Consider the following 21,262-nt stretch of genomic DNA (forward strand, 5'->3'; position numbering starts at 1 on the left):
ACCGATTCATTGCTTCAAGCAAGGCCTGCTGGGTACCGTCGACTGCATGGCAGTGAGGATCGAGCGCTCCGGGCCCGTCACGACGATCGTGCTGTCGCGCCCCGAGTCCAGGAATGCCGTCGACGGTCCGACGGCGGCCGAGCTCGTCGCCGCGTTCGAGGACTTCGATGCCGACGACGACGCGGCCGTCGCGGTTCTCTGGGGCGAAGGCGGGACGTTCTGCTCTGGCGCCGATCTCAAGGCGCTCGGTACCGAACGATCCAATCACGCAACGGAACACGGCGACGGTCCGATGGGGCCGACCCGCATGCACCTGTCCAAACCGGTCATCGCCGCGGTGTCCGGGTACGCCGTCGCCGGAGGACTCGAACTCGCGCTGTGGTGCGATCTCCGTGTCGCCGAGGCCGACGCGACGTTCGGCGTGTTCTGCCGCCGATGGGGCGTTCCGTTGATCGACGGCGGAACCGTCCGCTTGCCGAGGCTCATCGGCGCATCACGTGCGATGGATCTCATTCTGACCGGCCGCGCGGTCGACGCCGACGAGGCGCTCGCGATCGGCCTGGCCAACCGGGTCGTGCCCGTCGGGCATGCGCGTCGGGAAGCCGAAGAGTTGGCCGGGGCGCTCGCCTCGTTCCCGCAGACCTGCATGCGACGCGACAGGCTGTCTCTGCTCGAACAGGACGGGCTCGTCGAGGATGCAGCCCTCGTGAACGAATTCCGACACGGCGTCATCTCCATGTCGGCCGACGCGCTGAACGGTGCGCAGGCGTTCGCCGCAGGCGCCGGAAGGCATGGGGCAGCCACGTCGTGACGACGGATCGCCAACGCAGGACTACCGTGAACTCATGAGCGAGCACGACATCTACAGCAAGATCGAGCAGTTGGTCGCCACCGAGCACAAGCTCAGGTCGCAGACCGAAGCCGGCGAGATCGACCCGAGTGACGAGAAGGCCCAGCTGGCATCGATCGAGCGTGCGCTCGACCAGTGCTGGGACCTGCTGCGTCAGCGCCGCGCCCGTCTCGATGCGGGACAGAACCCGGACGACGCCCAGGTCAACAGCGTCGAACAGGTCGAGCACTACCTGCAGTAACTACACGAAGCGGTTCGTCAGCTCGTTGGGCAGGAAGCGCAGGGCCAGGTCGATGCCCTGCCACTTCAGGCCGGGCAGGGCGACGCGTCGCGATTCCTTCTCGATGGCGTCGACCATTGCGGTGACGCCCTCGTCCAGGCTTGCCGTCATGGACGACGCGTCGCCTGCTTTCGCGGACATGTCGGTGGCGATGAAGCCGGGCAGCAGCGTCGTGACGGCGATGTCGGTGCCTGCCAGTTCCGTCGACAGTGCTTCACCGAGTGCGGCGACGCCTGCCTTGCTGGCGGAGTAGACAGCTTTCGCGCCCGGGAGGCCGCGGTCCGCGCTGATCGACGACACGAGCACCAGGTGTCCGAACTTCTGCGCCCGAAAGATCTCGAGCGCTGCCTCGGTCTGCGACAGGGCACCGACGAAATTGGTTCGAGCCGTGGCGAGGTTCGCGTCGGCTCGACCGCTTCCGATCTTGGCGCCCTTGCCGAGACCCGCGTTGACGACGACCCGGTCGAGCCCGCCCACTTCGTCTCGTAGCTCACCGAACGCGGCGACGACGGCCTCGTGGTCGGTCACGTCGAGTGCTCGGACGGCAACCGTGATGTCGGGATGTTGCGCAACCAATTCCTCGCGCAGGCTCTTCAATCGATCGAGTCGCCGCGCACACAATGCGAGATCGCGCCCCTTCGCGGCGAACCGCCGGGCCATCTCCTCCCCCAGGCCCGAGCTCGCGCCGGTGATCAGAATCTTCTGTCTCCTCTGCCCCATGGCCGACGAGCCTATGTCACTCTGGAGAAATGACCTCAGCGAGCACGGACGAATTCGACGTCATCGTCATCGGCGGCGGACCCGTCGGCGAGAACGCGGCCAGTTACGCGATCGCCGGCAGTGACCGCACTGCCGTCATCGTCGAGCACCAACTCGTCGGTGGCGAGTGCTCGTATTGGGCGTGTATGCCCAGCAAGGCGCTGCTTCGTCCGGGCCAGGTGCTCGACGCCGCGCGCAACATGCCCGGCGTCGAGGAGCTGGTCGGCGACAAGCCGCTCGACGTGCCTGCGGTCCTTGCGCGTCGGGACTCGTTCACGCATGCGCTCGACGATTCGTCGCAGGTCGACTGGGCCGAGTCCGAGGGCATTTCCGTCGTACGTGGCCACGGCCGTATCTCGGGTGAGAAGACCGTCGATGTCGACGGCCGTACGCTGACCGCGCGACATGCCATCGTTCTCGCGACCGGTACGACGGCGTCGATTCCCGGCACTCCCGGTCTGCGCGAGGCGTTGCCGTGGACCTCGCGCGACGCGACCAACATGCACGAGGTGCCGACGCGCGTCGCAGTTATCGGTGGCGGGGTCGTCGCCAGCGAGAGCGCGACGTGGTTGCTGTCGCTCGGTGCCGAGGTGACGATGCTCGTGCGCGGCGGGTCGTTGCTGTCGAACGCCGAGCCGTTCGCGAGCGAACTCGTCGCGGACGCACTACGCGCGCGAGGCGCGAGGATCGTGTTCCACGCGGACGTGACGAACGTGTCGCGACCCGACGTGAACGACACGGGCATCGGCAGAATCCACGGCGGCCCTGCCGAACTGACCGTGGGCGGCGAGACGATCACCGTCGACGAAATCGTCGTTGCCGCAGGCAGAAAGCCGACCAGCGGCGATGTCGGCCTGTCGGCAGTCGGGTTGGAGGACGGCGCCACCGTCGAGGTCGACTACCATCTACAGGTGCCTGGCATTCCGTGGCTCTACGCGGTCGGCGACGTCAACGGACGCGCGCAGCTGACTCACATGGGCAAGTACCAGGGACGCGTCGCGGGCGACGTCATCGCGGCGCGTGCGGACGGCACGCCGCTCGACGGCAAGCGATTCTCGGCGACGGCAGATCACGGGCAGATCCCGCAGGTCGTGTTCACCGCGCTCGAGGTCGCGTCCGTCGGGCAGACCGAGAAGAACGCGCGCGACGCGGGCATCGACGTGGAGATCCTGGGCGTCGACATCGCGGTGGCCGGGTCGTCGCTGCAGCAGGACAACTTCTCCGGGCACGCGCAACTGGTGGTGGACCGGGCGAAGGACATCGTCGTCGGAGCCACGTTCGTCGGACCCGGCGTCGCCGAGTTGGTCCATGCCGCAACGGTTGCCGTCGTCGGCAAGGTGACTCTCGACGACCTGTGGCACGCGGTCCCGTCGTACCCGACGGTGAGCGAGGTGTGGTTGCGGCTGCTGGAGTCTCGCAGGACGTAGATTGGACGCGTGAGCCAGGAAACCGGATCGAAACAGCAGCCGCTGTTGGTGTTGGGCAAGATCACCGAGATTCTCGACGCGTTCTCGTTCGACCGTCCGTCGCTGACGCTCGGTGAGATCCAGCAGAGCACCGGAATTCCGACGTCGACGGTGCAACGCCTGGTCACCAACCTCGTCGCACAGGGTTTCCTCGACCGCGCCGGAGATCGGATCCGCATCGGCGTCCGGATGGCGTACTGGGCAGCAACGGCCACAAAGGATCTCGACGTCCTCTCCATCGTGAACCCGGTACTCAAGGAGGTTCGAGACCTCACGGGCGAAACCGCCTGCTTCTTCCGGCCGGAACAGAACTATCGCGTGTGCGTCGCGATCGCCGAGACGAAGCATGCACTACGCCGAGACATGTACGTCGGCAAGGTGATTCCGCTGAACGTCGGATCGGCGAGCCGTGTGCTGCTCGCTTACGATTCGGCACTCGCAGACCGCATCCTGTCGGGCACCCTCGAACAGATGACGGCCGAATCAATCACGCAGAAGGACACGCTGCGCGCCGCGGTCGACCGGGCCCGCGCCGACGGCTACGCCATCACGACCGGTGAACGCGAGACCGGTGCGTCGGGGTTGTCGGCGCCGGTGTTCGACTCCGCCGCCGACATCATCGGTGCCGTGACCATCAGCGGCCCGACACTTCGAATGCCGTTGTCGCAGTGCGAGGAATGGGTGGACCTGCTCGTCTCGCACGCCGAGCAGATCACCCGAACCCTCGGTGGCCGCTACCCGGCGTGACCCCACGCTTCGGGATTGACCGGATGCGGCGGTAGCGAGCCGGTCGCCATGGCTGCCGCGTTCTCGGCGCACAATCGGGCCATCTCGGACCGCACCGACACCGTCGCGCTCCCGACGTGCGGTAGCAACACCGTGTTCGGTAGTCCCGCGAGCCCCGGTTCCAACTCCGGTTCCCGCTCGTACACGTCCAGGCCCGCACCCGCGATGACTCTCTCGCGCAACGCCGTCACCAACGCAGCCTCGTCGACGACGGGTCCGCGCGCGGTGTTGATCAGGATCGCGGAGTTCTTCATCGCGTGCAGCACCCGTGTGTCGACGAGGTGATGCGTCGACTCGCTCAGCGGAACGTGCAGGGACAGAAAGTCGCTCGTCGCGACGAGCTCGTCCCACGACACGTGCTCGACGCGTCCGGCGAACTCACCCAATTCCTCGTCGCTGACCTCGCGGTCCGACGGCGGACGCGGGCAGAACTTGACCGTCATGCCGAATCCGAGAGCTCGACGCGCCGTCGCCCGTGCGATTCGGCCGAACCCTGCGAGCCCGAGAACACGACCGGACACGTCGGTGCCGAGCATGAATTCGGGCTTCCACCCGGTGAATCCGCCGGAACGGACGAGATTGTCCGACTCGATCGCACGCCGCGCGGCCGCCAGCATCAGCAACAGCGCGATGTCGGCGGTCGAATCCGTCAGTACCCCAGGCGTGTTCCCGACGGTGATGCCGCGCGCCGTGGCCGCAGCGACGTCGATGTTGTCGAATCCGACGGCATAGTTCGAGATACCGACGAGCTTGGCCGACGCCAGCAGCTCGGCATCGAACTTGTCGCGCAGTTGCGACACGACGACCGAATAGTCACCGGAGGCGCATCGCTCCACCAAACCGTCGTGGTCGAGCTCGAGGACCTCCACCTCGCCTGCCGCGGCGAGAATGTCCATGCCGGGCGCGGGAATCGGGTGGGTGACGAGGATGCGGCTCACAGCACCCACTCGAACTTGTCTGCTGACGAATGCGCACCCTGAACGGTCTTGGAACGCATGGGCTCGCCCAGTTCGGCGAGAAGTTTCTCCGACAAATCCACCATGGTGGCCAGCGTATCGGGCTGGAACCAGTCGGGTCGCGTCGCGAACAGAATGTCCTCGCTCGAGGTGTTGCCGCTTGCACCGGGTGCGAACGGGCACCCGCCGAGGCCACCGAGTGAGCCGTCGACCATCGCTGCGCCCGCGGTGATGGCGGCGAGGGTGTTGGCCACACCGAGTCCCCACGTGTCGTGACCGTGGAAGACGATGCGGCGCTGCGGTGTTTCGTCGACGACGCGGGTGATCAGCGACGATACCTGTGCCGGAACGGCCTGCCCGAGGGTGTCGCAGACGACGATGTCCGTTGCCCCGTGCGCACGCTCGTCGCGCGCGATGTCGAGTACACGCTCCTGCGGCACCTGCCCTTCGAACGGGCAGGTGAACGACGTCGCGATGCACAGCTGGATCTGCCCGTCGACGCTGCGCGTGATCTCCACGGCGTCGGGCATCGCCGCGAGGCTGTCCTCGGTGAGGCGGCCGATGTTGGCCTTGTTGTGCGAATCCGACGCCGAGAAGCAGTACTGAAAGTTGCGCGCCCCTGCCGCGGCGGCCTTTTCGATGTGCCTGGGCGTGGCCACCCAGACCCAGCACTTCTCCAGTTCCTCGTCCGTCAATTCGCTGATGACTTCGAGCGTGTTCGCCATCGGCGGCACCAGATCACCGCGTGCCATGGATCCGATCTCGAGCGACGGAACACCGGCTGCGAGCAGGCTTCTGGCGACGTCGAGCTTTCTTTCCGTCGACAGTAGTTTCCCGGTCAGCTGCAGACCGTCACGCAACGTGACGTCCCGGAGTTCGGCGGTGGGGGTGAACTGGAACATCAGGCGTCCATCTCTTCGTCGGTGCGTCCGAGCAAGGTCGAGAGTACTTCGCGGGTGTGCTCGCCGAGGTCGGGCCCCACCGATCGGATGGGGAGCGAGCGGTCGCCGATGACGGGCACAACCCCGACGAACCCCACGTCGGCCGGCTCGTCCGCGCCGGTGTCGACCTCGAAGTGCTGGATCATGTTTCGTGCCGCGTACTGTTCGTCGGCGACGACGTCGGCCGCGGTGTAGATCGGTCCCGACGGCACTCCTGCGGCGTCGAGCTGCTTCAAAGCTTCGTCACGAGAACGCATTCCGGTCCACGCGCTGATGGCCGCATCGAGTTCGTCACGACGCTTCCAGCGACCTGCGTTGGTCGCCAGTTCCGGGTCGGCTCCGAGATCGGGACGTTCGATCGTGTTCATGTAGCGCTGGAAGATGGCGTCGCCGTTGCCCGCTACGACGACGGACTTGCCGTCGTTGCACATGTACGCGTTCGACGGCGCGATACCTTCCATGCGGCCGCCGGTGCGTTCGCGTTCGACGCCGTACGCGAGATAGTCCGGAATGAGCGACTCCATCATCGACAGAATCGACTCGTTGAGAGCGACGTCGATCGAGCGCTGCTCCAGCGACAGCGTCTCCTTGGCTGTCTGCCGCTGGAAAAGGGCCATGACACAACCGAATGCGGCGTACAGGCCTGCGATCGAGTCTCCGATGGACACGCCGACGCGTACCGGCGGCCGGTCGGGATCGCCGACGAGGTTGCGAAATCCTCCGTAGGACTCGGCGACCGCGGCGAAGCCCGGCCGTTCCGACATCGGTCCGGTCTGCCCGAACGCCGAGATACGGGTGATGATCAGATCGGGATTCTTCTCGCTGAGAATCTCGGGCGAGAGCCCCCATTTCTCCAGTGTCCCCGGCCGGAAGTTCTCGAGCACGATGTCGCACTTCGCGGCGAGGTCGATGACGTCCTGACGGCCCTGCTCGGTGCGCAGGTCCAGCACGATCGACTTCTTGTTGCGATTGATCGTGCGGTACAGCATCGACGTCGTGCCGGAGTAGAGGCGCCAGTTGCGGAGTTCGTCTCCGGTACCGGGACGCTCCACCTTGATCACCTCGGCACCGAAGTCGGCCAGCATTCGGGCCGCGGTCGGTGCGGCGATGTAGTTACCGAGTTCGAGTACTCGAACTCCGCTCAGTGGGAGTGCGTTCATGGTCAATTACCCTCTCAGAGAACCAGACTCATGGGCAGGATCAGCAGGATGGCGACGACGGAAGCGACGGACACGCCGACCGAGCACGTCTTCAGTGTGCCCCTCGTGCTCTGTCCCATCAACGACTGCAGCAGCCAGAACGTATTGCTCGTGACGTGCACCGCGAACAGCGATCCTGCGCCCGCTGCGAGCGCGATGAACACGGGGTCGAGGCCGATCAGCGGCGCGACGGGAGCGAGGATGCCTGCAGAGGTGATGGCCGAGATCGTGACCGAGCCGACGGCGATGTGCAGCGCAGCGGCGATCACCCACACCATCAGCAGAGGCGCCGCCGTGCTCGCCGTGAAGTACTGGCCGAGAATGTCACCGAGCCCGGCTTCCTTGATCATCGCGGCGAGCGAACCACCGACGCCGGTCAGGATCAGGATCTGGCCGCTCTCGGCGAAACCACGGGCCAACGCCTTCTCGACGCGCTTCTGGCCGACGGTGTAGCGCGCGACAAGGCACGTTCCGACCAGTCCGATGAGCAGTGCGATCACCGGGCTCGCAACGAATTCGACGACGGGGATGGAGATCTCGGCTACCTCGAGTAGCGCTCCGGTCGCGATGAGTACGAGCGCCAGGAGCAGAGGAGACAACAGCACGACGAGACGCGTGCGCTTCTCGGCACGTACGGCCTGCGCGACTCCGCCGGAAACGAACGGTTCCGCGGCGGGATCCTCGTCTTCTTCCACCGCGACGGAGATGAACTCCTGCTCGTCCTTCTCCTCGTTCCACCATCCGCGGCGGAACGCGAACGTCATGACCGCGATCGAGATGATCACGACGGGGACGATCAGAATCAGGCCGTAGATCATCATCTTGCCCAGCGGTACGCCGAGCAGTCCGGCAAGGGCCAGCGCCGCGACGCCGGGGACCATGAAGACGATGCCGCATTCGAGACCGATCGCGAGCGCCGTCGCCATGCGCGCGGTGCCGAGCTTGCCGATCTTCGGTGCGAGATTGCGTGCGAGCGGCGCCGAGATGACCAGCAGAACGTCGAGGAAGATCGACTGCAGCACGGTCGCGATGGTCAGGGACAGCGCATACGGCAGCCGCTTGGGACCGAACGTCTTCAACAGCGTCCCGACGAGGCGTTGGATCGCCTTCATCTCCTGGAGTACCGCCCCCATGAGCACTCCGAACCCGATCAACAGACCGACCTCGGCCATGATCTCGCCGAAGCCTCCGGTGATGGTCTCGACGGTCGTCGACACCCCGAGCTTCGTCGCGAGCCCGAGGTAGGCGGCGCCCAGCACCAGCGAGACCACAGGGTTGAAATGGAAGCGCACGATGAAGATCACCACCGCGAGTACGGCGACCACCGTATGAATCACGATCCACATATCGGACATCTGGGTTCTTTCCACGTAGTGAGTGGCGCCATCCGAGGCGCGTAGATGTGACGAGCCACACCGTCGCTCACATTATGGGCACAGATTCACTTCATGGGCAAGGGCGGCTTCGCCGCCTGCGGTTGGGCCCTCTTCACCTGCGCCGCTGCCTTCGACACGTCCAGCTCGACGGGCGACCGCACGATCACCGGTCCAGTCCGCAACATCCCGTCGGTCAGCGGCTCCGCCCGCAGGCCGCCGCGTCCGATGAGCGCTTTTCGGGCACCGTCCACGATCATCGAATCCATCCAGGCGCACGGATGGGCCGGTCTGCCGCCACGGAAGCGAACCGGGCCGTCACCGGAATCCAGCTCGAATTCGACGCCGCGCAGCGGGTCGAGTTCGATACCGCGTACTACGATGTTTCGCCTGGCCACGGCGGTGTCGGGCATCTCCGTCGCCAACGCGTCGCCGACGGCTTCCCACGCCTCGACGGCCAAGAACGTCACCGCGGCCTCGGTATGGGCCTTGACGCCGAAGAATCGGTCGCCGCGAATGCCCTTGTTCGCGACGATCTCGACCCGCTCGACAAGGTCGGTCCTCACGTCGTCGGCAGGCCCGTCCTTCGACCTACCGAAATACGCATGGGCAGGTGAGACCAGGAGTTGGAGAATGTCGGCGCGATATTCGAACACCATGACCTTCAGTGTCCACGACCGTCGGCGTGGGGAAATTTGTACACTCGCCGACATGGCTTTCAACACCAGAATCGCCACGCTGGACGGCGTCGTCGAGGGCAAGACCGTGGGCGATCTCGTCACCTGGCGCGGCATCCCCTACGCGGCTCCACCCGTCGGACCACGTCGGCTGCGCGCGCCTCAGCCTGTCGAGCCGTGGACAGGAGTCCGCGACGCGACCGAGTGGGGTAACGCGTCGGTCCAGCACAAGCGCGGCACGATGCTCTCGATCGGCAAGTATCAGCCGTCGAGCGAGGACTGCCTGACGCTCAACGTGTTGGCCCCGGGCAGGCGCAGTGCGACGCCACGGCCGGTGATGGTGTTCATCCATGGCGGCGCGTACACGCTCGGCACGTCGGCGACGCCCCTGTACGGCGGCGGCTCATTGGTCCGACGGTCTTTGAGGGACTCTCACGGCGTCGTCTACGTGTCGATCAACTATCGGCTCGGTGCGCTCGGCTATCTGGACATGACCCAGTTCTCCACCGAGGCACGGCAATTCGACTCCAACCTGGGTCTGCGAGATCAGGTCGCAGCCCTCGAATGGGTGCAGCGGAACATCGCGCAGTTCGGCGGAGATCCGAACAACGTGACGGTCTTCGGGGAGTCCGCCGGAGGAAACGCCGTCACGACCCTGCTGGCGACGCCCGCCGCGAAAGGGCTTTTCACGCAGGCGATCGCGGAGAGTTCGGCACCCGGTCTCGTCGGCACGCACGCGAACGCGACGCAGTGGGCCGCGCAGTTCCTCGACTTCCTGGGCCACGACGGCGACCCTGCCGACGCACTCGACACCGCCGACGTCACGCGTCTCGGCCGAGCAGGAACGAAACTAGCCCTCACGGTCGCGTCGGCGACTCCCGGTCTGCATCCGTTCGGGCCCGTCGTCGACGGTGACTACCTACCGAAGAATCCGCTCGACGCGTACCAGGACGGGTCGGCGCATCGCGTCCCCCTGATCATCGGTACGAACGCCCGCGAAGGCACACTGTTCCCGAAGGTGCTCGACGCGCTACCCACCAACCCCGAGCGCATCGACAAGCTGTTCTCGTTGACCGACCCGTCGGCCAAAGATGCTGTGCTCGAAGCCTATCCGGGCTACCCGGCGGAGGCAGCTGCCATCGACGTCGGCGGCGACTTCACGTTTTGGAAGCCGTCTCTGGAAGTGGCGGAAGCACATTCGGCGTACGCGCCGACATACAGCTACCGCTTCGACTTCGCGCCGCGCATCATGCGGTGGCTCGGCCTCGACGCCACCCATGGATTCGAGTTGTTCGCGGTGTTCGGCATCAGCAACACGACGTTCGGCAAAGCGATGACGCTGCCGGGCGGCCGGAAGGCGTTCGCCGACGTCACCGAACGTGTGCAGTCGCAGTGGCTCGAGTTCGCGAGAACCGGTGCGCCCCTTCCGTCGTGGCCGAAGTACGACGAGCAGAGCCGCGAGACGATGATCTTCGACGCCCGCACCCGTGTGCAACGCGATCCGCGGCGTGACCGTCGTCGAGCATGGGAGGGCTACCGCGGCTACGCGAGCCTGAAGACCGAGCCGAGCACTACTTGAGCAGGCGCGACATCCGGCGGTCGGCGAGGATCTTGCCGCCGGTCTGACACGTCGCGCAATACTGGAACGAACGCTCGGCGTAGGAGACTTCGCGGACCGGATCGCCGCACACCGGGCACGGCAGGCCGGTCCTGGCATGTACCCGCATGCCGGACCGCTTCTCCCCCTTGAGTCGGGCGGCGTCCTGGCCCACCGAGCGCGCGACTGCATCGGTCAGCACGTCGCGCATCGCCTGATACAGCGTGGCGACGGACTCCGCATCGAGCTTGCTCGACGACGCGAACGGCGACAACTTCGCCACGTGCAGAATCTCGTCGGAATACGCGTTGCCGATGCCGGCGATCAGAGCCTGGTCGACGAGCGACGTCTTCAACCTGGCCGTGGTACTGCCGAGAATCTCGGCGAACTCGGGCTCGGTGACGGCCAGCGCGTCCGGTCCGAGTCGGGCGATGCCCGGCACCTCGCTGGGGTCGTGGACCACCCAGACCGCGAGCCGCTTCTTCGTGCCCGCCTCGGTGAGGTCGATCGCGGGCGTCAGACCCTCCGGGGTGAAGAAGTGCACCCGCAACGCGAGCGGCCCCTTGCCGGGCTTCGGCGGTGCGGCGCTGGGGTTGTCCGTCCAGCGCAGCCACCCGCCACGCGAGAGATGGGTGATCATCCAGAGGTCACCCGCCTGCAGCGCCAGGTGCTTGCCGAACCGCGCGGCATCGGCGACGTCGCGCCCCTGCAGCACGGTGATCGGCGGATCGAACGTCTTCAGAACACTCAGCGCCGCAATGTCGACACGACCGACGACGGAACCGACTGCGTGCTCGCGCAGGAACCCGGCGAGCGCTTCGACCTCGGGTAGCTCAGGCATTGCCCCATTATGCGGGCCCACCGTGCTCGTGCACGGGATATAGACTGGCTCACCGTGATGGTTCCAACCCCGTACGAGGATCTCTTGCGGCTCGTGTCCGAGACCGGCACCCCGAAGTCCGACCGCACGGGCACCGGCACGACCAGTGTCTTCGGCCACCAGATGCGCTTCGACCTGTCTCGGGGATTTCCGTTGATCACCACCAAGAAGGTGCATCTGAAGTCCATCGTGTACGAACTGCTGTGGTTCCTGCGCGGCGACTCCAACGTGCAGTGGCTGCAGGAACACGGCGTCACTATCTGGGACGAGTGGGCGGGTCCGAACGGAGAACTGGGTCCCGTCTACGGCGTGCAGTGGCGGTCGTGGCCGACGCCGTCGGGTGAGCACATCGATCAGATCAGTCAGGTCATCGAGACCCTGCGCACCGATCCCGATTCACGACGCATGATCGTCTCGGCCTGGAACGTCGCCGACATCCCGCAGATGGCCCTCGCGCCGTGCCACGCGTTCTTCCAGTTCTATGTCGCCGACGGCACCCTGTCGTGCCAGCTGTACCAGCGCAGTGCCGACATGTTCCTCGGTGTGCCGTTCAACATCGCGAGCTATGCGCTGCTCACCCACATGGTCGCCGATCAGGTCGGGCTGAAGGTCGGCGAGTTCATCTGGACCGGCGGTGACTGCCACATCTACGACAACCACCGCGAGCAGGTCACCGAACAGCTCTCCCGTGAGGCGTTCGCCTACCCGACTCTGAAGCTGGCGCACCGGGATTCGATCTTCGACTACCGATTCGAGGACATCGAGATCCTGGACTACCAGCACCACCCGGCGATCAAGGCGCCGGTGGCGGTGTGACTGCTCGTCACGTCGGCATGATCTGGGCGCAGGCCCGCGGCGGTGTCATCGGTGACGGCGGGACCATCCCGTGGCACGTCCCCGAGGACATGAAGCATTTTCGGTCGACGACGCAGGGCCACCCCGTCGTCATGGGCCGCAAGACGTGGGACTCGCTACCGCCGAAATTCCGTCCCCTGCCCGGCCGTCGGAACATCGTCGTGACACGCGATCCCGATTGGTCGGCCGACGGCGCCGAGAGAGTCGGAAGCATCGACGACGCACTGTCACTGGTCGACGACACTGTCTGGATCATGGGCGGAGGCGAAATCTACCGCGCTGCACTGCCTTTCGCGTCGGAGCTTCAGGTGACGGACATCGACCTCGACATCGAGGGTGACACCGTCGCACCCGAGGTGTCCGACGAATGGACGGCGTCCCCCGGAGAGTGGCAGACGAGCAGCAACGACGGCATCCGCTACCGCTTCGTCCAGTACGGCAAGGCTTACCGAACCGCTTGATTCGCACCGACTTCCGTCGACTCCGCTCTTGCCGGACGGACATTGGGGTCATACTGGGCACATGGACAAGAAGTCACTCACCGCCCTTGCCCGACAACAGCTCAAACTGGCCGTGGGGGCGTCCAGTGGCCGCAGCTCGCAGACCGTCTACGGCGGTCACCAACGGCATCTTCGGCAGACCGTCGTCGCGCTCGCAGCGGGAAACAAGATGGCCGAGCACGATCTGAACGGCGAATCCACGGTGTTCGTTCTCAGCGGCAAACTCGAACTCGCCAGCGGCGAGAAGTCCTGGAAGGGTTCCGCGGGTGACCTTCTCGTCATTCCCGACGCCCGTCACAGCGTCGAAGCAATCGAAGACGTCGCGTTCCTGTTGACGGTGGCGGTCTAGCCCCCGGGTCCTCGCACCACCATGACCGGGCAGTCCGCGGTGTGGACGAGCGCGTAACTCGTCGACCCGAGAAGCATGCCGGCGAACCCGCCGCGTCCGCGGTGTCCGACGACGATCAGTGACGCCTGCTCCGACATCTGGCTGAGCACGCGCACCGGACGGTCCTGCGCGACGACGCGTCGCACCTCGACGTCCGGGTACTTGTTCTGCCATCCCGCGAGACTCTCGGCGAGCAGAACTTCTTCCGACGCGGCGATGGTTTCCCAGTCGCGCGGCGGGCCCGCCACCTGAGCAAGACTCACGTCGGACCAGACGTGCACGGCCACCAGCGGCGAATTACGTTGTGCGGCTTCCTCGAACGCAACGCCTACTGCTGCCTGATTCTGCTCGGAACCGTCGACACCCACGACGACGGGACCGAGCGTGGGCGGGCGGCCGTCGATACTGCGACCTCGCACCACCACGACGGGCGACGAACCGTGCGCGCACAACGCCACAGCTGCAGACCCGAGCACTCCCGACTCGGACTCGCCCAGGCCACTCGCACCGAGGACGATCGCTTCCCGACCGTGCGACTCGGCCATCAACACCTCGGCGACCTTGCCGTCCACCGCCGCGGTGACGATGTCGAACCCGGATTCGTCGACGCTTTCGCGTGCGAGGACTTCGGCCGATGCCAGACGGGCATCGGCAACCGCTCGGTATTCGGTGATGTCGTCTGCAGCCAGATGCGCAGGAGGATCGACGGCGGTGACGATCCGCAACGTCCAACCGCGTGGTGCAGCTGTCAGCGCGGCCCAGACGACGGCGCGGTCGGCGCTTTCGGAACCATCGATGCCCACCACGATCGTATGCGCGCCCGACACGGGACCACCTCCGGTAGGGATCGGATGTCCGGCCTCAGGATAGACGAAGGTGCCTCTCTCCGGCTCGACACCGGAGAGAGGCACGCTACCCTCGGACCCCCCGGGGGCTTTTCTGGTCGCGCGCCCGACCTAGGACGCGCGCAGTCTTCTCGCTTCGAACGATGCCGCTCGGGCCTCGAGATCGCCGAGGAACTCGGCCAGGATCTTGGTGCTGCGGGCACCGAGGTCGAGGTCGGTCCGTTCGAAGAATCGCCAGAACTTCAGGACCGGTAGGACCACCTCGTCGAGGTGGAGTCGGAGGTCGTAGATGCCGTCGCGTTCGATCAGCATCGAACTGCGCTCGAACCCAGGAAGGCCGCTTCCCGGCATCTGGAAGTTCATGATGACCTCGGTGACGATCGACGCTGTCTGCGCGGGCACGATGTCGAAAGCCGCGGCCGCGATGCTGCGGAGGAACTCGACCTGACGTTCCTGGTCGGCGACGACGCGGCCGAGCAGGGCCGTCGCCACCGGATCGGCACATTCGACGGCCGCGTTGCGGTGGCTGACCATCGTGGCCATGACATCGATCGTGGCGTGCGCGATCGATCGAAGCAGGTGGTCACCTTCCATCGACGACGCGATCCCCACCGTCATGCACTGGAACCGGGCGCGGTCGAGCGCAACGGGATCGACGCTGCGCGTAGCGACGAGGTAATTCTCTATCGCTGCCGCGTGACGCGCCTTCTCGTCGGACCAGGCGGACGTCCACGACGTCCACGCGCCAGGAATGGCAGGCGACTCCACCGAGCGATAGTTGTTGTGCGTCAGAAGCGTCGTGATCAGTGCCGCCTTGGCGGTTTCGGTCAGCGTGGAACGTTGTGCGCTCCAGAACGATTCGGGTTCGACGTAGTCCGACGACGTCCAGGTCGACGAGTTGCCGAAGCACTCACCGAGTTTCGCCTCCATGACAGGCTCCAGCTCTCGGAGCAACGCCAGTTGAGTCACCCGTCCGCGCACTGCCTACCCCCTGAATCGATGGTGATCGCCCCCGTCGGTGCGTCGGCGTCGTCGGATCCGCACCGTGAAAACGTAGGCGCCGGATCACGGCGCTGGGAACCGGTTTTCGAAGGTTTAGGCAATGTCGCAAGGCCGGATCGCCGGGCCTCGAGAGTCCTCACAAGTTTCTTCGCCGAACCTATGGATAACGCGTTGATAACAACCTATGATCTAGTCCGCTAGAGGGCTCGAAACAATCTCCAAGTACGAAAACGTTGGAATTTCGTCGAAGTTTGCCTACGACAACTAGGTAAGTACGCCATACTACGCACCAGTAACTTTGTTTCCGCCAGAGCTGAAGTTCCCACACGAAGGGCTGATCTGTGACCGTTCACAACACGACGAGCCTCGGAATCATGGTCGCGGGCGAGCCCGCTTCCGCTCCACTTCGCGACTTCCGTGCCGTGGCCCGGCTGCTCGTCGGCCACTTCGCCGCCAACACGCCGTGCGGTTCGCTACCTGGCGAGCAACTGCACGGCGACGTCACCGAGTTCACGGTCAAGTGCATCAGCATCGCGGTCCAGATGCTCGACGAGCGTCGCGCTCCGAACGACGCGGACCTCGCCGAACTTCGTGCGAAGGCGAGCCAGTGGGCGCGTGAAGGTGTGCCACTCGAATCTGTGCTGACCGTCTATCACGAGGGAATTCAGATCGGCTGGAACCTCGTGTCCAAGCGAGCGGGCGACGGCGATGCACGCAGCCTCATCGAAGCAGCGCGAGTGTTCGTACTTCTGTCGGAGAAGGTGTCGATCGCCGCATCGAAGAGTTACGTCGAAGAACTTCAAGCCGTCGCCAGCGAGCACCACACTGCGGCACACACTCTCGTGTCGTCGCTGCTCAGCGGACACAACGCGGTGTCGTTCGCGCGTCAGAGCGGAATCGAGCTGGCCGACAGTTACCTGGTGCTCGCGTTGTCCGTTCCTCCTCATCCCGACGAGAACGACCCGGCCATCCAGCGGACCGTCGCCGCGCGTCGGAAACTACGTCGCGTTCAAGCCGAACTCGCGACCATCTGCGGTCGCACGCCGCTGTCGATGCTCAGCCCCGAGGGCGGCACCGTTCTCATTCCCGGTGTGCACGACGAGGAATGGGTCGAGGCGCTCGTCCACCGGATCAGCACCGCCGCCGAGGTTCAGGTGACCGCCACCGCCGAGCAGTCGGCCATCGCCGACATTCCCACGGCCGCCGACCAGGTTCACGAGTTGCTCGTGCTCGCACATCAACTTCACCGTCCCGCCGGGCTGTACCGCATGGACGATCTGGTTCTCGAATATCAGCTGACACGTCCGGGACCGGGTCGACGTCACCTCCGGCAGATCCTCGAACCGCTCGACGCGTCCCCCGAACTTCTCGAGACGCTGGAGATCCACATCTCACACGACCTCAACCGTCAGCGCTCGGCCCGACAGCTGCACCTGCACACCAACACCGTCGACTACCGGTTGAAGAGGATCGCGCAGCTCACCGGGTTCGATCCGACCCGACCGTCGGGCATCAGGCATCTACAGGCGGCGTTGGTCGCGCGCCGGCTCGAGGCTTCGCAGGGGGCTGCCTAACCATCGCGGGAATTATTCGAGAAGGCATGCAGTTGCACCCCTCGACAGTGTTCGATCCATGCCCCGGGTACCAACACTTTGCCGCTGCGAGCGGCCACCTGCCGAGAGGCGCACTGGCGGACACTGTCACCTCGGGAGCCGTCCACACATCGTGTGGGCGGCTTCCTTCTTTCTCGAAGTCATCGGGTACCCTGACCGTGCGCCTTCGTAGCTCAGGGGATAGAGCAACCCTCTCCTAAAGGGTAGGTCGCAGGTTCGAATCCTGCCGAGGGCACCACACGTACCACCAAGCCCTTCCAAGCCACTGGCTACTATGCGGCATATGAAACCATGCGTTCTGTCAGTTTTGGCGGTCTGCGCCGTCGGCGCGGTCGTCGCAGGATGCAGTGCGCCCGACCGATCAGCTGACGCCGCACCGTCGGCGAGCGCGCGCGTCGAGGCCACCGAGACGACAGCCGCTTCTCCCAGCACTCCGCCCGAACGAACTCCGTCCGACCCGGCGGACTTCGGTCGACTGTTCGACAGATACGTCGCGTCGGGTGTTCCCGTGGTCGACTGGGCCAGATCGGTCTGCCAAGCATTCGATCGGGGCGAATCGACGTCATCGGTCGAGACTTCGCTGGCAGGCTACCTCGAGAACTACCCGCCGCCAGGAGATTCGGCGTCGTGGGTTCCCGCGGATTCTCAGTTCCTCGTTGACAATTCGGTCACGCTCTACTGCCCCGAGCACCTTACCCTGATCGACAACTAGCACGTCGCGATCCCTTGCACGGCTCACGGCGGTCCGCTAGTCTCGAACATGTGTTCGAAAGAGATTGGGGGATCTCGTGGAAACAATCGACGACGCGCAGGACGCACTGGGGGCGGCAGAAGTGCTCGCGTTCGTGTCGAGGCTGCAACAGCGGCTCGACCTGCCCGACGCAGCGGCCGGCGTCGATTTGATCTCCGCCCTCGAAACCGTGAAATCTGCAGCGTCGGCCGTGCAGGCTACGGCGACGGTGTCGGTTGCAACTACCATCGAGACGAAGCGCAAAGAATCCGGAAAGCCGAAATCGCAGTGGCGCAAAGGAATTGCGTCGCAGATCGGATTGGCTCGCCGCGAATCACCCAGCAAGGGCGGCAGATTCCTCGGGCTCGCACGCGCGCTGGTCGATGAAATGCCCCATGCTTACCGACGTCTGCTCGCAGGCGAACTCAACGAATGGCGCGTCACCATGATTGCCCGCGAGACCGCGTGCCTGGCCGCCGACGACCGACGGGAGATCGACAAGCGGCTCTGCGAGAACCCCGACACGCTGAAGGGGCTCGGCGACAAGGCAATCGAGGGGAAGGCGCGGGCACTGGCTGCCGAGCTCGATCCGGCGTCCGTCGTGAAGAAGCGTGCGAAGGCATATTCGCAGCGTCGCACCGCTACTCGACCGCAGCCGGACTTCATGGCCCAGTTCACCACGCTGACATCCATGGATCGTGCTGTCTCCATGTGGGCCACCTTGAAACGTGACGCCGACTCGATGGTGGGCGTCGGCAAAGAGCCCAGGACGCGAGACCAGATCATGGCCGACCTTGCGTACGAGCGCATTACAGGCGCCGCGTCGGCGACCAGCAGTGCGCCGGTGTCGGTGAACCTGGTCATCTCCGACGACTCACTACTGTCGGACGGGGCCAAGCCCGCGCACCTCATCGGCTACGGAGACATCCCTGCGACCATCGCGCGGCATCTCGTGAAGGAAGCATGCGAGTCCGACACCGACGTCGAATTGCGGAGGCTTTACGCCACGCCGGCGACCGGCGCCCTCACCGCGATGGAGTCGAAATCGCGACACTTCCCGACAGCGTTGGCGAGGCTGATCGACATCCGTGACCGAACCTGCCGAACACCGTGGTGCGACGCGCCGATTCGTCACCGCGACCACATACGCCCCCATGCACGGGGAGGAAAGACGAGCGCGGACAACGGGGCGGGTCTGTGCGCGGCGTGCAACCACGCGAAGGAAGCCGAAGGCTGGGTGTCGACACCACGACCGCGTAGATACGGCGTGGTGCACGGGTACGACTTCGAGACTCCGACCGGGCATCGGTACACCTCGGAGGCACCGCCGATGCCCGTCGGCAGGGTGTATGTGTCGCTCGTCGAGCAGGATCTCGACGACGGTCTGTCGGCTGCGTGAGTGCCTGATGCATCACTCGGGAAATGATTTCGAGGCGTCACCCGTTACACTCGACGATGGCGCGCGTAGCTGCTCGTCAGACGTCGTGGAATGCTTCGACTTTCCGCCCGGCTCCGGCCGCGTTGTCCATGTGCACCCTGCACAGGCTTTTCTTACGGCGATCGATACTGCCCACCGGCAGTCTCGCCACCTTGCATTCGCGGGCGAATTCGCCCATGGGTGCACTAGTTTGCCCGAAAGGCACACCACTTTCTATGACTACGTTCGCTTCGTTCGGTGTCCCGACTGCACTCGCCGAAGTTCTCTCCGCCCAGGGCAAGACCGAGCCCTTCCCGATCCAGGCAGACACGCTCCCCGACACACTCGCGGGACGCGACGTGCTCGGCCGCGGCAAGACCGGCAGCGGCAAGACCCTGGCGTTCTCCATCCCGATGGTCGCCCGCCTCGCCGAAGGATCGACAGGACGCCGCAGGCCGGGCCGCCCACGTGGCCTCATTCTGTCCCCGACGCGTGAGCTGGCCACCCAGATCGCCGCAACGATCGAGCCGTTGGCCGCTGCCTACTCGATGAAGGTCACCACCATCTTCGGTGGCGTCTCGCAGAACCGTCAGGTGGCGGCGTTGTCCGCAGGCGTCGACATCGTCGTCGCGTGCCCCGGACGTCTCGAAGACCTCATGAAGCAGCACTACGTGAGCCTCGAGAACGTGCAGATCACCGTCCTCGACGAGGCCGATCACATGGCCGACCTCGGATTCCTCCCCGGCGTGACCCGCATCCTGTCCGCCACGCCCGCGAAGGGACAGCGCCTGCTGTTCTCGGCGACGCTGGACAACGGCGTCGACAAGCTCGTGAAGCGATTCCTCACCGACCAGGTGACGCACTCGGTCGACGAAGCCACCTCCCCCGTTGCCGCCATGACGCACAACGTGTTCGAGGTCGACGGCGTCGAGACCAAGAAGAAGCTGGTGCACACGTTGGCGTCGGGCACCGGCCGCCGGATCCTGTTCATGCGTACCAAGCATCAGGCCCGCAAGCTCGCGAAACAGTTGACGGAGGCCGGAATCCCGTCGGTCGACCTGCACGGCAACCTGTCCCAGGCTGCGCGTGACCGCAACCTGCTCGCGTTCTCGTCCGGTGACGCAAAGGTTCTCGTCGCCACCGACGTCGCCGCCCGCGGTGTGCACGTCGACGACGTCGCACTGGTCGTGCACGTGGATCCGCCGGCCGAACACAAGGCGTACCTGCATCGTTCGGGTCGTACCGCGCGCGCCGGAAGTGCGGGGGACGTCGTCACCGTCGTGCTCCCGGAACAGCGCAAGGACACGGCAGTCCTGTTGCGCAAGGCCGACATCAAGGTCACTCCCATCCGCGTCACCGCGGACTCCCCCGAGGTGGCACGCCTCGTCGGCGAGCAGGCAGCCTACGTCGCCCCGGCGCCCAAGGCCGCGACGCAGCAGCCGCGTCAGGCCAAGCCCCGCAACGGTTCCGGCCGCAGCAGCAATCCGCGTAGCACCGCTGCTCGCGGCGGCGGCAATTCCCGCAGCGCGTCGGGCAACCCGCGTGCAGGTGCAGGTGCGACAGCAGCCGGAGCCGACGGCCGTCAGCACGCAGCAGGCGGCGGACGCCGTCGCCGTCGTCCTGCAGGGCCCGCCGCGAGCCAGCGGACGCGCTGAGTTTCTACAAGCTCCGCGCGAAGCAGAGTGAGGTCGGCTCGTCGACGTACGGGCCGTACGAATCGATTCGCGAATATCCCTCGCGTTCGTAGAACCTCACCGCATCGGGCTGCCCCGACCCCGTTTCGAGTTTGAGTACCTCGATTCCTCGGTCACGGGCCAGACGTTCGAGCTCGCGGAGGATGGCGACGGCTGCGCCTCCTCCGCGCTCGAAGGGGATGACGTACATCCGTTTGATCTCGGCAGAACCGTCGCCGAGCAGTCTCAATGCGCCGCAGCCGATGCCGACGGCGTTCTCGTCGCGGGCGACGACGAAGACCGCGATGTCGTCGGCCGACGGTGCACTGCCCGGCTCGTGGTTGCTGTTTCCGTAGCGAGCATCCAATTCTGCTCGCTGAGCCGCACGCAACTGGGCGCCCACTGGGGTGTCCCAGCTCTCTTCGTTCACGGTGACCAATTCGTGCGCCTCTCTCGTTTTCGCTGATCAAGAGTT

22 protein-coding genes and 1 tRNA gene are annotated in these 21,262 nt (G+C 65.5%); 13 read left to right on the plus strand and 10 right to left on the minus strand.

All coding sequences use genetic code 11. The features are described from left to right. Positions 1-46 precede the first annotated feature (46 nt). Together A3K89_RS09700 and A3K89_RS09705 are read left to right on the plus strand one after the other, a co-directional pair. The gene (locus A3K89_RS09700) at positions 47-811 is read left to right on the plus strand and encodes a crotonase/enoyl-CoA hydratase family protein (protein ID WP_068424560.1); all 765 of its coding nucleotides are present in this window, start codon (positions 47-49) and stop codon (positions 809-811) included. Positions 812-845: 34 nt separating this feature from the next. Then, positions 846-1,091: a DUF2630 family protein gene (locus tag A3K89_RS09705; RefSeq protein WP_068426010.1), complete on the plus strand. Its 246-nt coding sequence runs from the start codon at positions 846-848 to the stop codon at positions 1,089-1,091. Here the strand turns inward: A3K89_RS09705 and A3K89_RS09710 are convergent, their stop codons facing one another. Next, positions 1,092-1,850: an SDR family oxidoreductase gene (locus tag A3K89_RS09710; protein WP_068424563.1), complete on the minus strand. Its 759-nt coding sequence runs from the start codon at positions 1,848-1,850 to the stop codon at positions 1,092-1,094. 29 nt (positions 1,851-1,879) lie between these two features. On the opposite strand from A3K89_RS09710, the gene A3K89_RS09715 reads away from it, so the two are divergent. Both A3K89_RS09715 and A3K89_RS09720 read left to right on the plus strand, forming a co-directional pair. Next, complete coding sequence (locus A3K89_RS09715) at positions 1,880-3,316, plus strand: dihydrolipoyl dehydrogenase family protein (protein WP_068424566.1); 1,437 nt, start codon at positions 1,880-1,882, stop codon at positions 3,314-3,316. Between the two features lie 9 nt (positions 3,317-3,325). Next, the gene (locus A3K89_RS09720; RefSeq protein ID WP_254303481.1) at positions 3,326-4,102 is read left to right on the plus strand and encodes an IclR family transcriptional regulator; all 777 of its coding nucleotides are present in this window, start codon (positions 3,326-3,328) and stop codon (positions 4,100-4,102) included. Here A3K89_RS09720 and A3K89_RS09725 read toward each other — a convergent pair. The 5 genes from A3K89_RS09725 to A3K89_RS09745 all read right to left on the minus strand — a co-directional run bounded on the left by A3K89_RS09725 (position 4,090) and on the right by A3K89_RS09745 (position 9,269). Then, a complete protein-coding gene (locus A3K89_RS09725) occupies positions 4,090-5,079 on the minus strand; it encodes a 2-hydroxyacid dehydrogenase (protein ID WP_068426013.1) in 990 nt (329 codons plus the stop codon). The two genes, A3K89_RS09720 and A3K89_RS09725, sit on opposite strands and share 13 nt — an antisense overlap. Then, positions 5,076-5,999, minus strand: a complete 924-nt coding sequence (locus A3K89_RS09730) for a hydroxymethylglutaryl-CoA lyase (protein WP_068424573.1) — start codon at positions 5,997-5,999, stop codon at positions 5,076-5,078. The genes A3K89_RS09725 and A3K89_RS09730 overlap by 4 nt, the downstream gene beginning before the upstream one ends. Beyond that, complete coding sequence (locus A3K89_RS09735) at positions 5,999-7,198, minus strand: CaiB/BaiF CoA transferase family protein (RefSeq protein WP_068424574.1); 1,200 nt, start codon at positions 7,196-7,198, stop codon at positions 5,999-6,001. Before A3K89_RS09735 ends, A3K89_RS09730 begins: the two co-directional genes overlap by 1 nt. A gap of 14 nt (positions 7,199-7,212) precedes the next feature. Next, a complete protein-coding gene (locus A3K89_RS09740) occupies positions 7,213-8,592 on the minus strand; it encodes a GntP family permease (protein ID WP_068424575.1) in 1,380 nt (459 codons plus the stop codon). Positions 8,593-8,678: 86 nt separating this feature from the next. After that, positions 8,679-9,269, minus strand: coding sequence for a molybdenum cofactor biosysynthesis protein (locus tag A3K89_RS09745; RefSeq protein ID WP_068424576.1), 591 nt, complete (start codon positions 9,267-9,269; stop codon positions 8,679-8,681). 52 nt (positions 9,270-9,321) lie between these two features. Here A3K89_RS09745 and A3K89_RS09750 point away from each other — a divergent pair, with 52 nt between their 5' ends. Continuing rightward, positions 9,322-10,866 (plus strand): carboxylesterase/lipase family protein, encoded by a 1,545-nt coding sequence (locus A3K89_RS09750; protein ID WP_068424577.1) that lies wholly within the window; start codon positions 9,322-9,324, stop codon positions 10,864-10,866. Here the strand turns inward: A3K89_RS09750 and A3K89_RS09755 are convergent. Beyond that, complete coding sequence (locus A3K89_RS09755; protein WP_068424581.1) at positions 10,859-11,725, minus strand: Fpg/Nei family DNA glycosylase; 867 nt, start codon at positions 11,723-11,725, stop codon at positions 10,859-10,861. The genes A3K89_RS09750 and A3K89_RS09755 overlap by 8 nt on opposite strands. A 54-nt stretch (positions 11,726-11,779) precedes the next feature. Between A3K89_RS09755 and A3K89_RS09760 the strand changes: the two genes are divergently transcribed. The 3 genes from A3K89_RS09760 (at position 11,780) to A3K89_RS09770 (ending at position 13,468) form a co-directional block, all read left to right on the plus strand. Beyond that, a complete protein-coding gene (locus tag A3K89_RS09760; protein ID WP_068426016.1) occupies positions 11,780-12,580 on the plus strand; it encodes a thymidylate synthase in 801 nt (266 codons plus the stop codon). Next, positions 12,577-13,080 (plus strand): dihydrofolate reductase, encoded by a 504-nt coding sequence (locus A3K89_RS09765; RefSeq protein ID WP_302050732.1) that lies wholly within the window; start codon positions 12,577-12,579, stop codon positions 13,078-13,080. The genes A3K89_RS09760 and A3K89_RS09765 overlap by 4 nt, the downstream gene beginning before the upstream one ends. Before the next feature lie 61 nt (positions 13,081-13,141). Then, complete coding sequence (locus A3K89_RS09770) at positions 13,142-13,468, plus strand: cupin domain-containing protein (protein ID WP_068424584.1); 327 nt, start codon at positions 13,142-13,144, stop codon at positions 13,466-13,468. Here A3K89_RS09770 and A3K89_RS09775 read toward each other — a convergent pair. Both A3K89_RS09775 and A3K89_RS09780 read right to left on the minus strand, forming a co-directional pair. Continuing rightward, positions 13,465-14,334 (minus strand): universal stress protein, encoded by an 870-nt coding sequence (locus A3K89_RS09775; protein WP_068424587.1) that lies wholly within the window; start codon positions 14,332-14,334, stop codon positions 13,465-13,467. The genes A3K89_RS09770 and A3K89_RS09775 overlap by 4 nt on opposite strands. A 129-nt stretch (positions 14,335-14,463) precedes the next feature. Next, positions 14,464-15,282: an acyl-ACP desaturase gene (locus tag A3K89_RS09780; RefSeq protein ID WP_068426022.1), complete on the minus strand. Its 819-nt coding sequence runs from the start codon at positions 15,280-15,282 to the stop codon at positions 14,464-14,466. Between the two features lie 413 nt (positions 15,283-15,695). Between A3K89_RS09780 and A3K89_RS09785 the strand changes: the two genes are divergently transcribed. The 5 genes from A3K89_RS09785 to A3K89_RS09805 all read left to right on the plus strand — a co-directional run bounded on the left by A3K89_RS09785 (position 15,696) and on the right by A3K89_RS09805 (position 20,769). Then, positions 15,696-16,928, plus strand: a complete 1,233-nt coding sequence (locus tag A3K89_RS09785) for a PucR family transcriptional regulator (RefSeq protein ID WP_068424589.1) — start codon at positions 15,696-15,698, stop codon at positions 16,926-16,928. A 201-nt stretch (positions 16,929-17,129) separates the two neighbouring features. Beyond that, positions 17,130-17,205: transfer RNA gene (locus tag A3K89_RS09790), tRNA-Arg, on the plus strand. A gap of 45 nt (positions 17,206-17,250) precedes the next feature. Further along, complete coding sequence (locus tag A3K89_RS09795) at positions 17,251-17,679, plus strand: DUF732 domain-containing protein (RefSeq protein WP_157105281.1); 429 nt, start codon at positions 17,251-17,253, stop codon at positions 17,677-17,679. Between the two features lie 76 nt (positions 17,680-17,755). Continuing rightward, positions 17,756-19,096, plus strand: a complete 1,341-nt coding sequence (locus A3K89_RS09800) for an HNH endonuclease (protein WP_254303482.1) — start codon at positions 17,756-17,758, stop codon at positions 19,094-19,096. A gap of 254 nt (positions 19,097-19,350) precedes the next feature. Next, the gene (locus A3K89_RS09805) at positions 19,351-20,769 is read left to right on the plus strand and encodes a DEAD/DEAH box helicase (protein ID WP_068424592.1); all 1,419 of its coding nucleotides are present in this window, start codon (positions 19,351-19,353) and stop codon (positions 20,767-20,769) included. A 4-nt stretch (positions 20,770-20,773) separates the two neighbouring features. Here the strand turns inward: A3K89_RS09805 and A3K89_RS09810 are convergent, their stop codons facing one another. Next, on the minus strand, positions 20,774-21,217 hold the full coding sequence (locus tag A3K89_RS09810; RefSeq protein ID WP_254303511.1) for a GNAT family N-acetyltransferase: 444 nt from the start codon (positions 21,215-21,217) through the stop codon (positions 20,774-20,776). Between the last annotated feature and the right edge of the window lie 45 nt (positions 21,218-21,262).

Source organism: Rhodococcoides kyotonense (assembly GCF_001645385.1).
In the GTDB taxonomy this organism is placed as follows: domain Bacteria; phylum Actinomycetota; class Actinomycetes; order Mycobacteriales; family Mycobacteriaceae; genus Rhodococcoides; species Rhodococcoides kyotonensis_B.

What these genes read in the sequence shown, in the direction of transcription:
- A3K89_RS09700 (WP_068424560.1), top strand. Translation starts at nt 47, where the DNA reads ATGGCAGTGAGGATCGAGCGCTCCGGGCCCGTCACGACGATCGTGCTG.
- A3K89_RS09705 (WP_068426010.1), top strand. Translation starts at nt 846, where the DNA reads ATGAGCGAGCACGACATCTACAGCAAGATCGAGCAGTTGGTCGCCACC.
- A3K89_RS09710 (WP_068424563.1), bottom strand. Translation starts at nt 1,850, where the DNA reads ATGGGGCAGAGGAGACAGAAGATTCTGATCACCGGCGCGAGCTCGGGC.
- A3K89_RS09715 (WP_068424566.1), top strand. Translation starts at nt 1,880, where the DNA reads ATGACCTCAGCGAGCACGGACGAATTCGACGTCATCGTCATCGGCGGC.
- A3K89_RS09730 (WP_068424573.1), bottom strand. Translation starts at nt 5,999, where the DNA reads ATGTTCCAGTTCACCCCCACCGCCGAACTCCGGGACGTCACGTTGCGT.
- A3K89_RS09735 (WP_068424574.1), bottom strand. Translation starts at nt 7,198, where the DNA reads ATGAACGCACTCCCACTGAGCGGAGTTCGAGTACTCGAACTCGGTAAC.
- A3K89_RS09740 (WP_068424575.1), bottom strand. Translation starts at nt 8,592, where the DNA reads ATGTCCGATATGTGGATCGTGATTCATACGGTGGTCGCCGTACTCGCG.
- A3K89_RS09745 (WP_068424576.1), bottom strand. Translation starts at nt 9,269, where the DNA reads ATGGTGTTCGAATATCGCGCCGACATTCTCCAACTCCTGGTCTCACCT.
- A3K89_RS09750 (WP_068424577.1), top strand. Translation starts at nt 9,322, where the DNA reads ATGGCTTTCAACACCAGAATCGCCACGCTGGACGGCGTCGTCGAGGGC.
- A3K89_RS09755 (WP_068424581.1), bottom strand. Translation starts at nt 11,725, where the DNA reads ATGCCTGAGCTACCCGAGGTCGAAGCGCTCGCCGGGTTCCTGCGCGAG.
- A3K89_RS09770 (WP_068424584.1), top strand. Translation starts at nt 13,142, where the DNA reads ATGGACAAGAAGTCACTCACCGCCCTTGCCCGACAACAGCTCAAACTG.
- A3K89_RS09780 (WP_068426022.1), bottom strand. Translation starts at nt 15,282, where the DNA reads ATGGAGGCGAAACTCGGTGAGTGCTTCGGCAACTCGTCGACCTGGACG.
- A3K89_RS09795 (WP_157105281.1), top strand. Translation starts at nt 17,251, where the DNA reads ATGAAACCATGCGTTCTGTCAGTTTTGGCGGTCTGCGCCGTCGGCGCG.
- A3K89_RS09805 (WP_068424592.1), top strand. Translation starts at nt 19,351, where the DNA reads ATGACTACGTTCGCTTCGTTCGGTGTCCCGACTGCACTCGCCGAAGTT.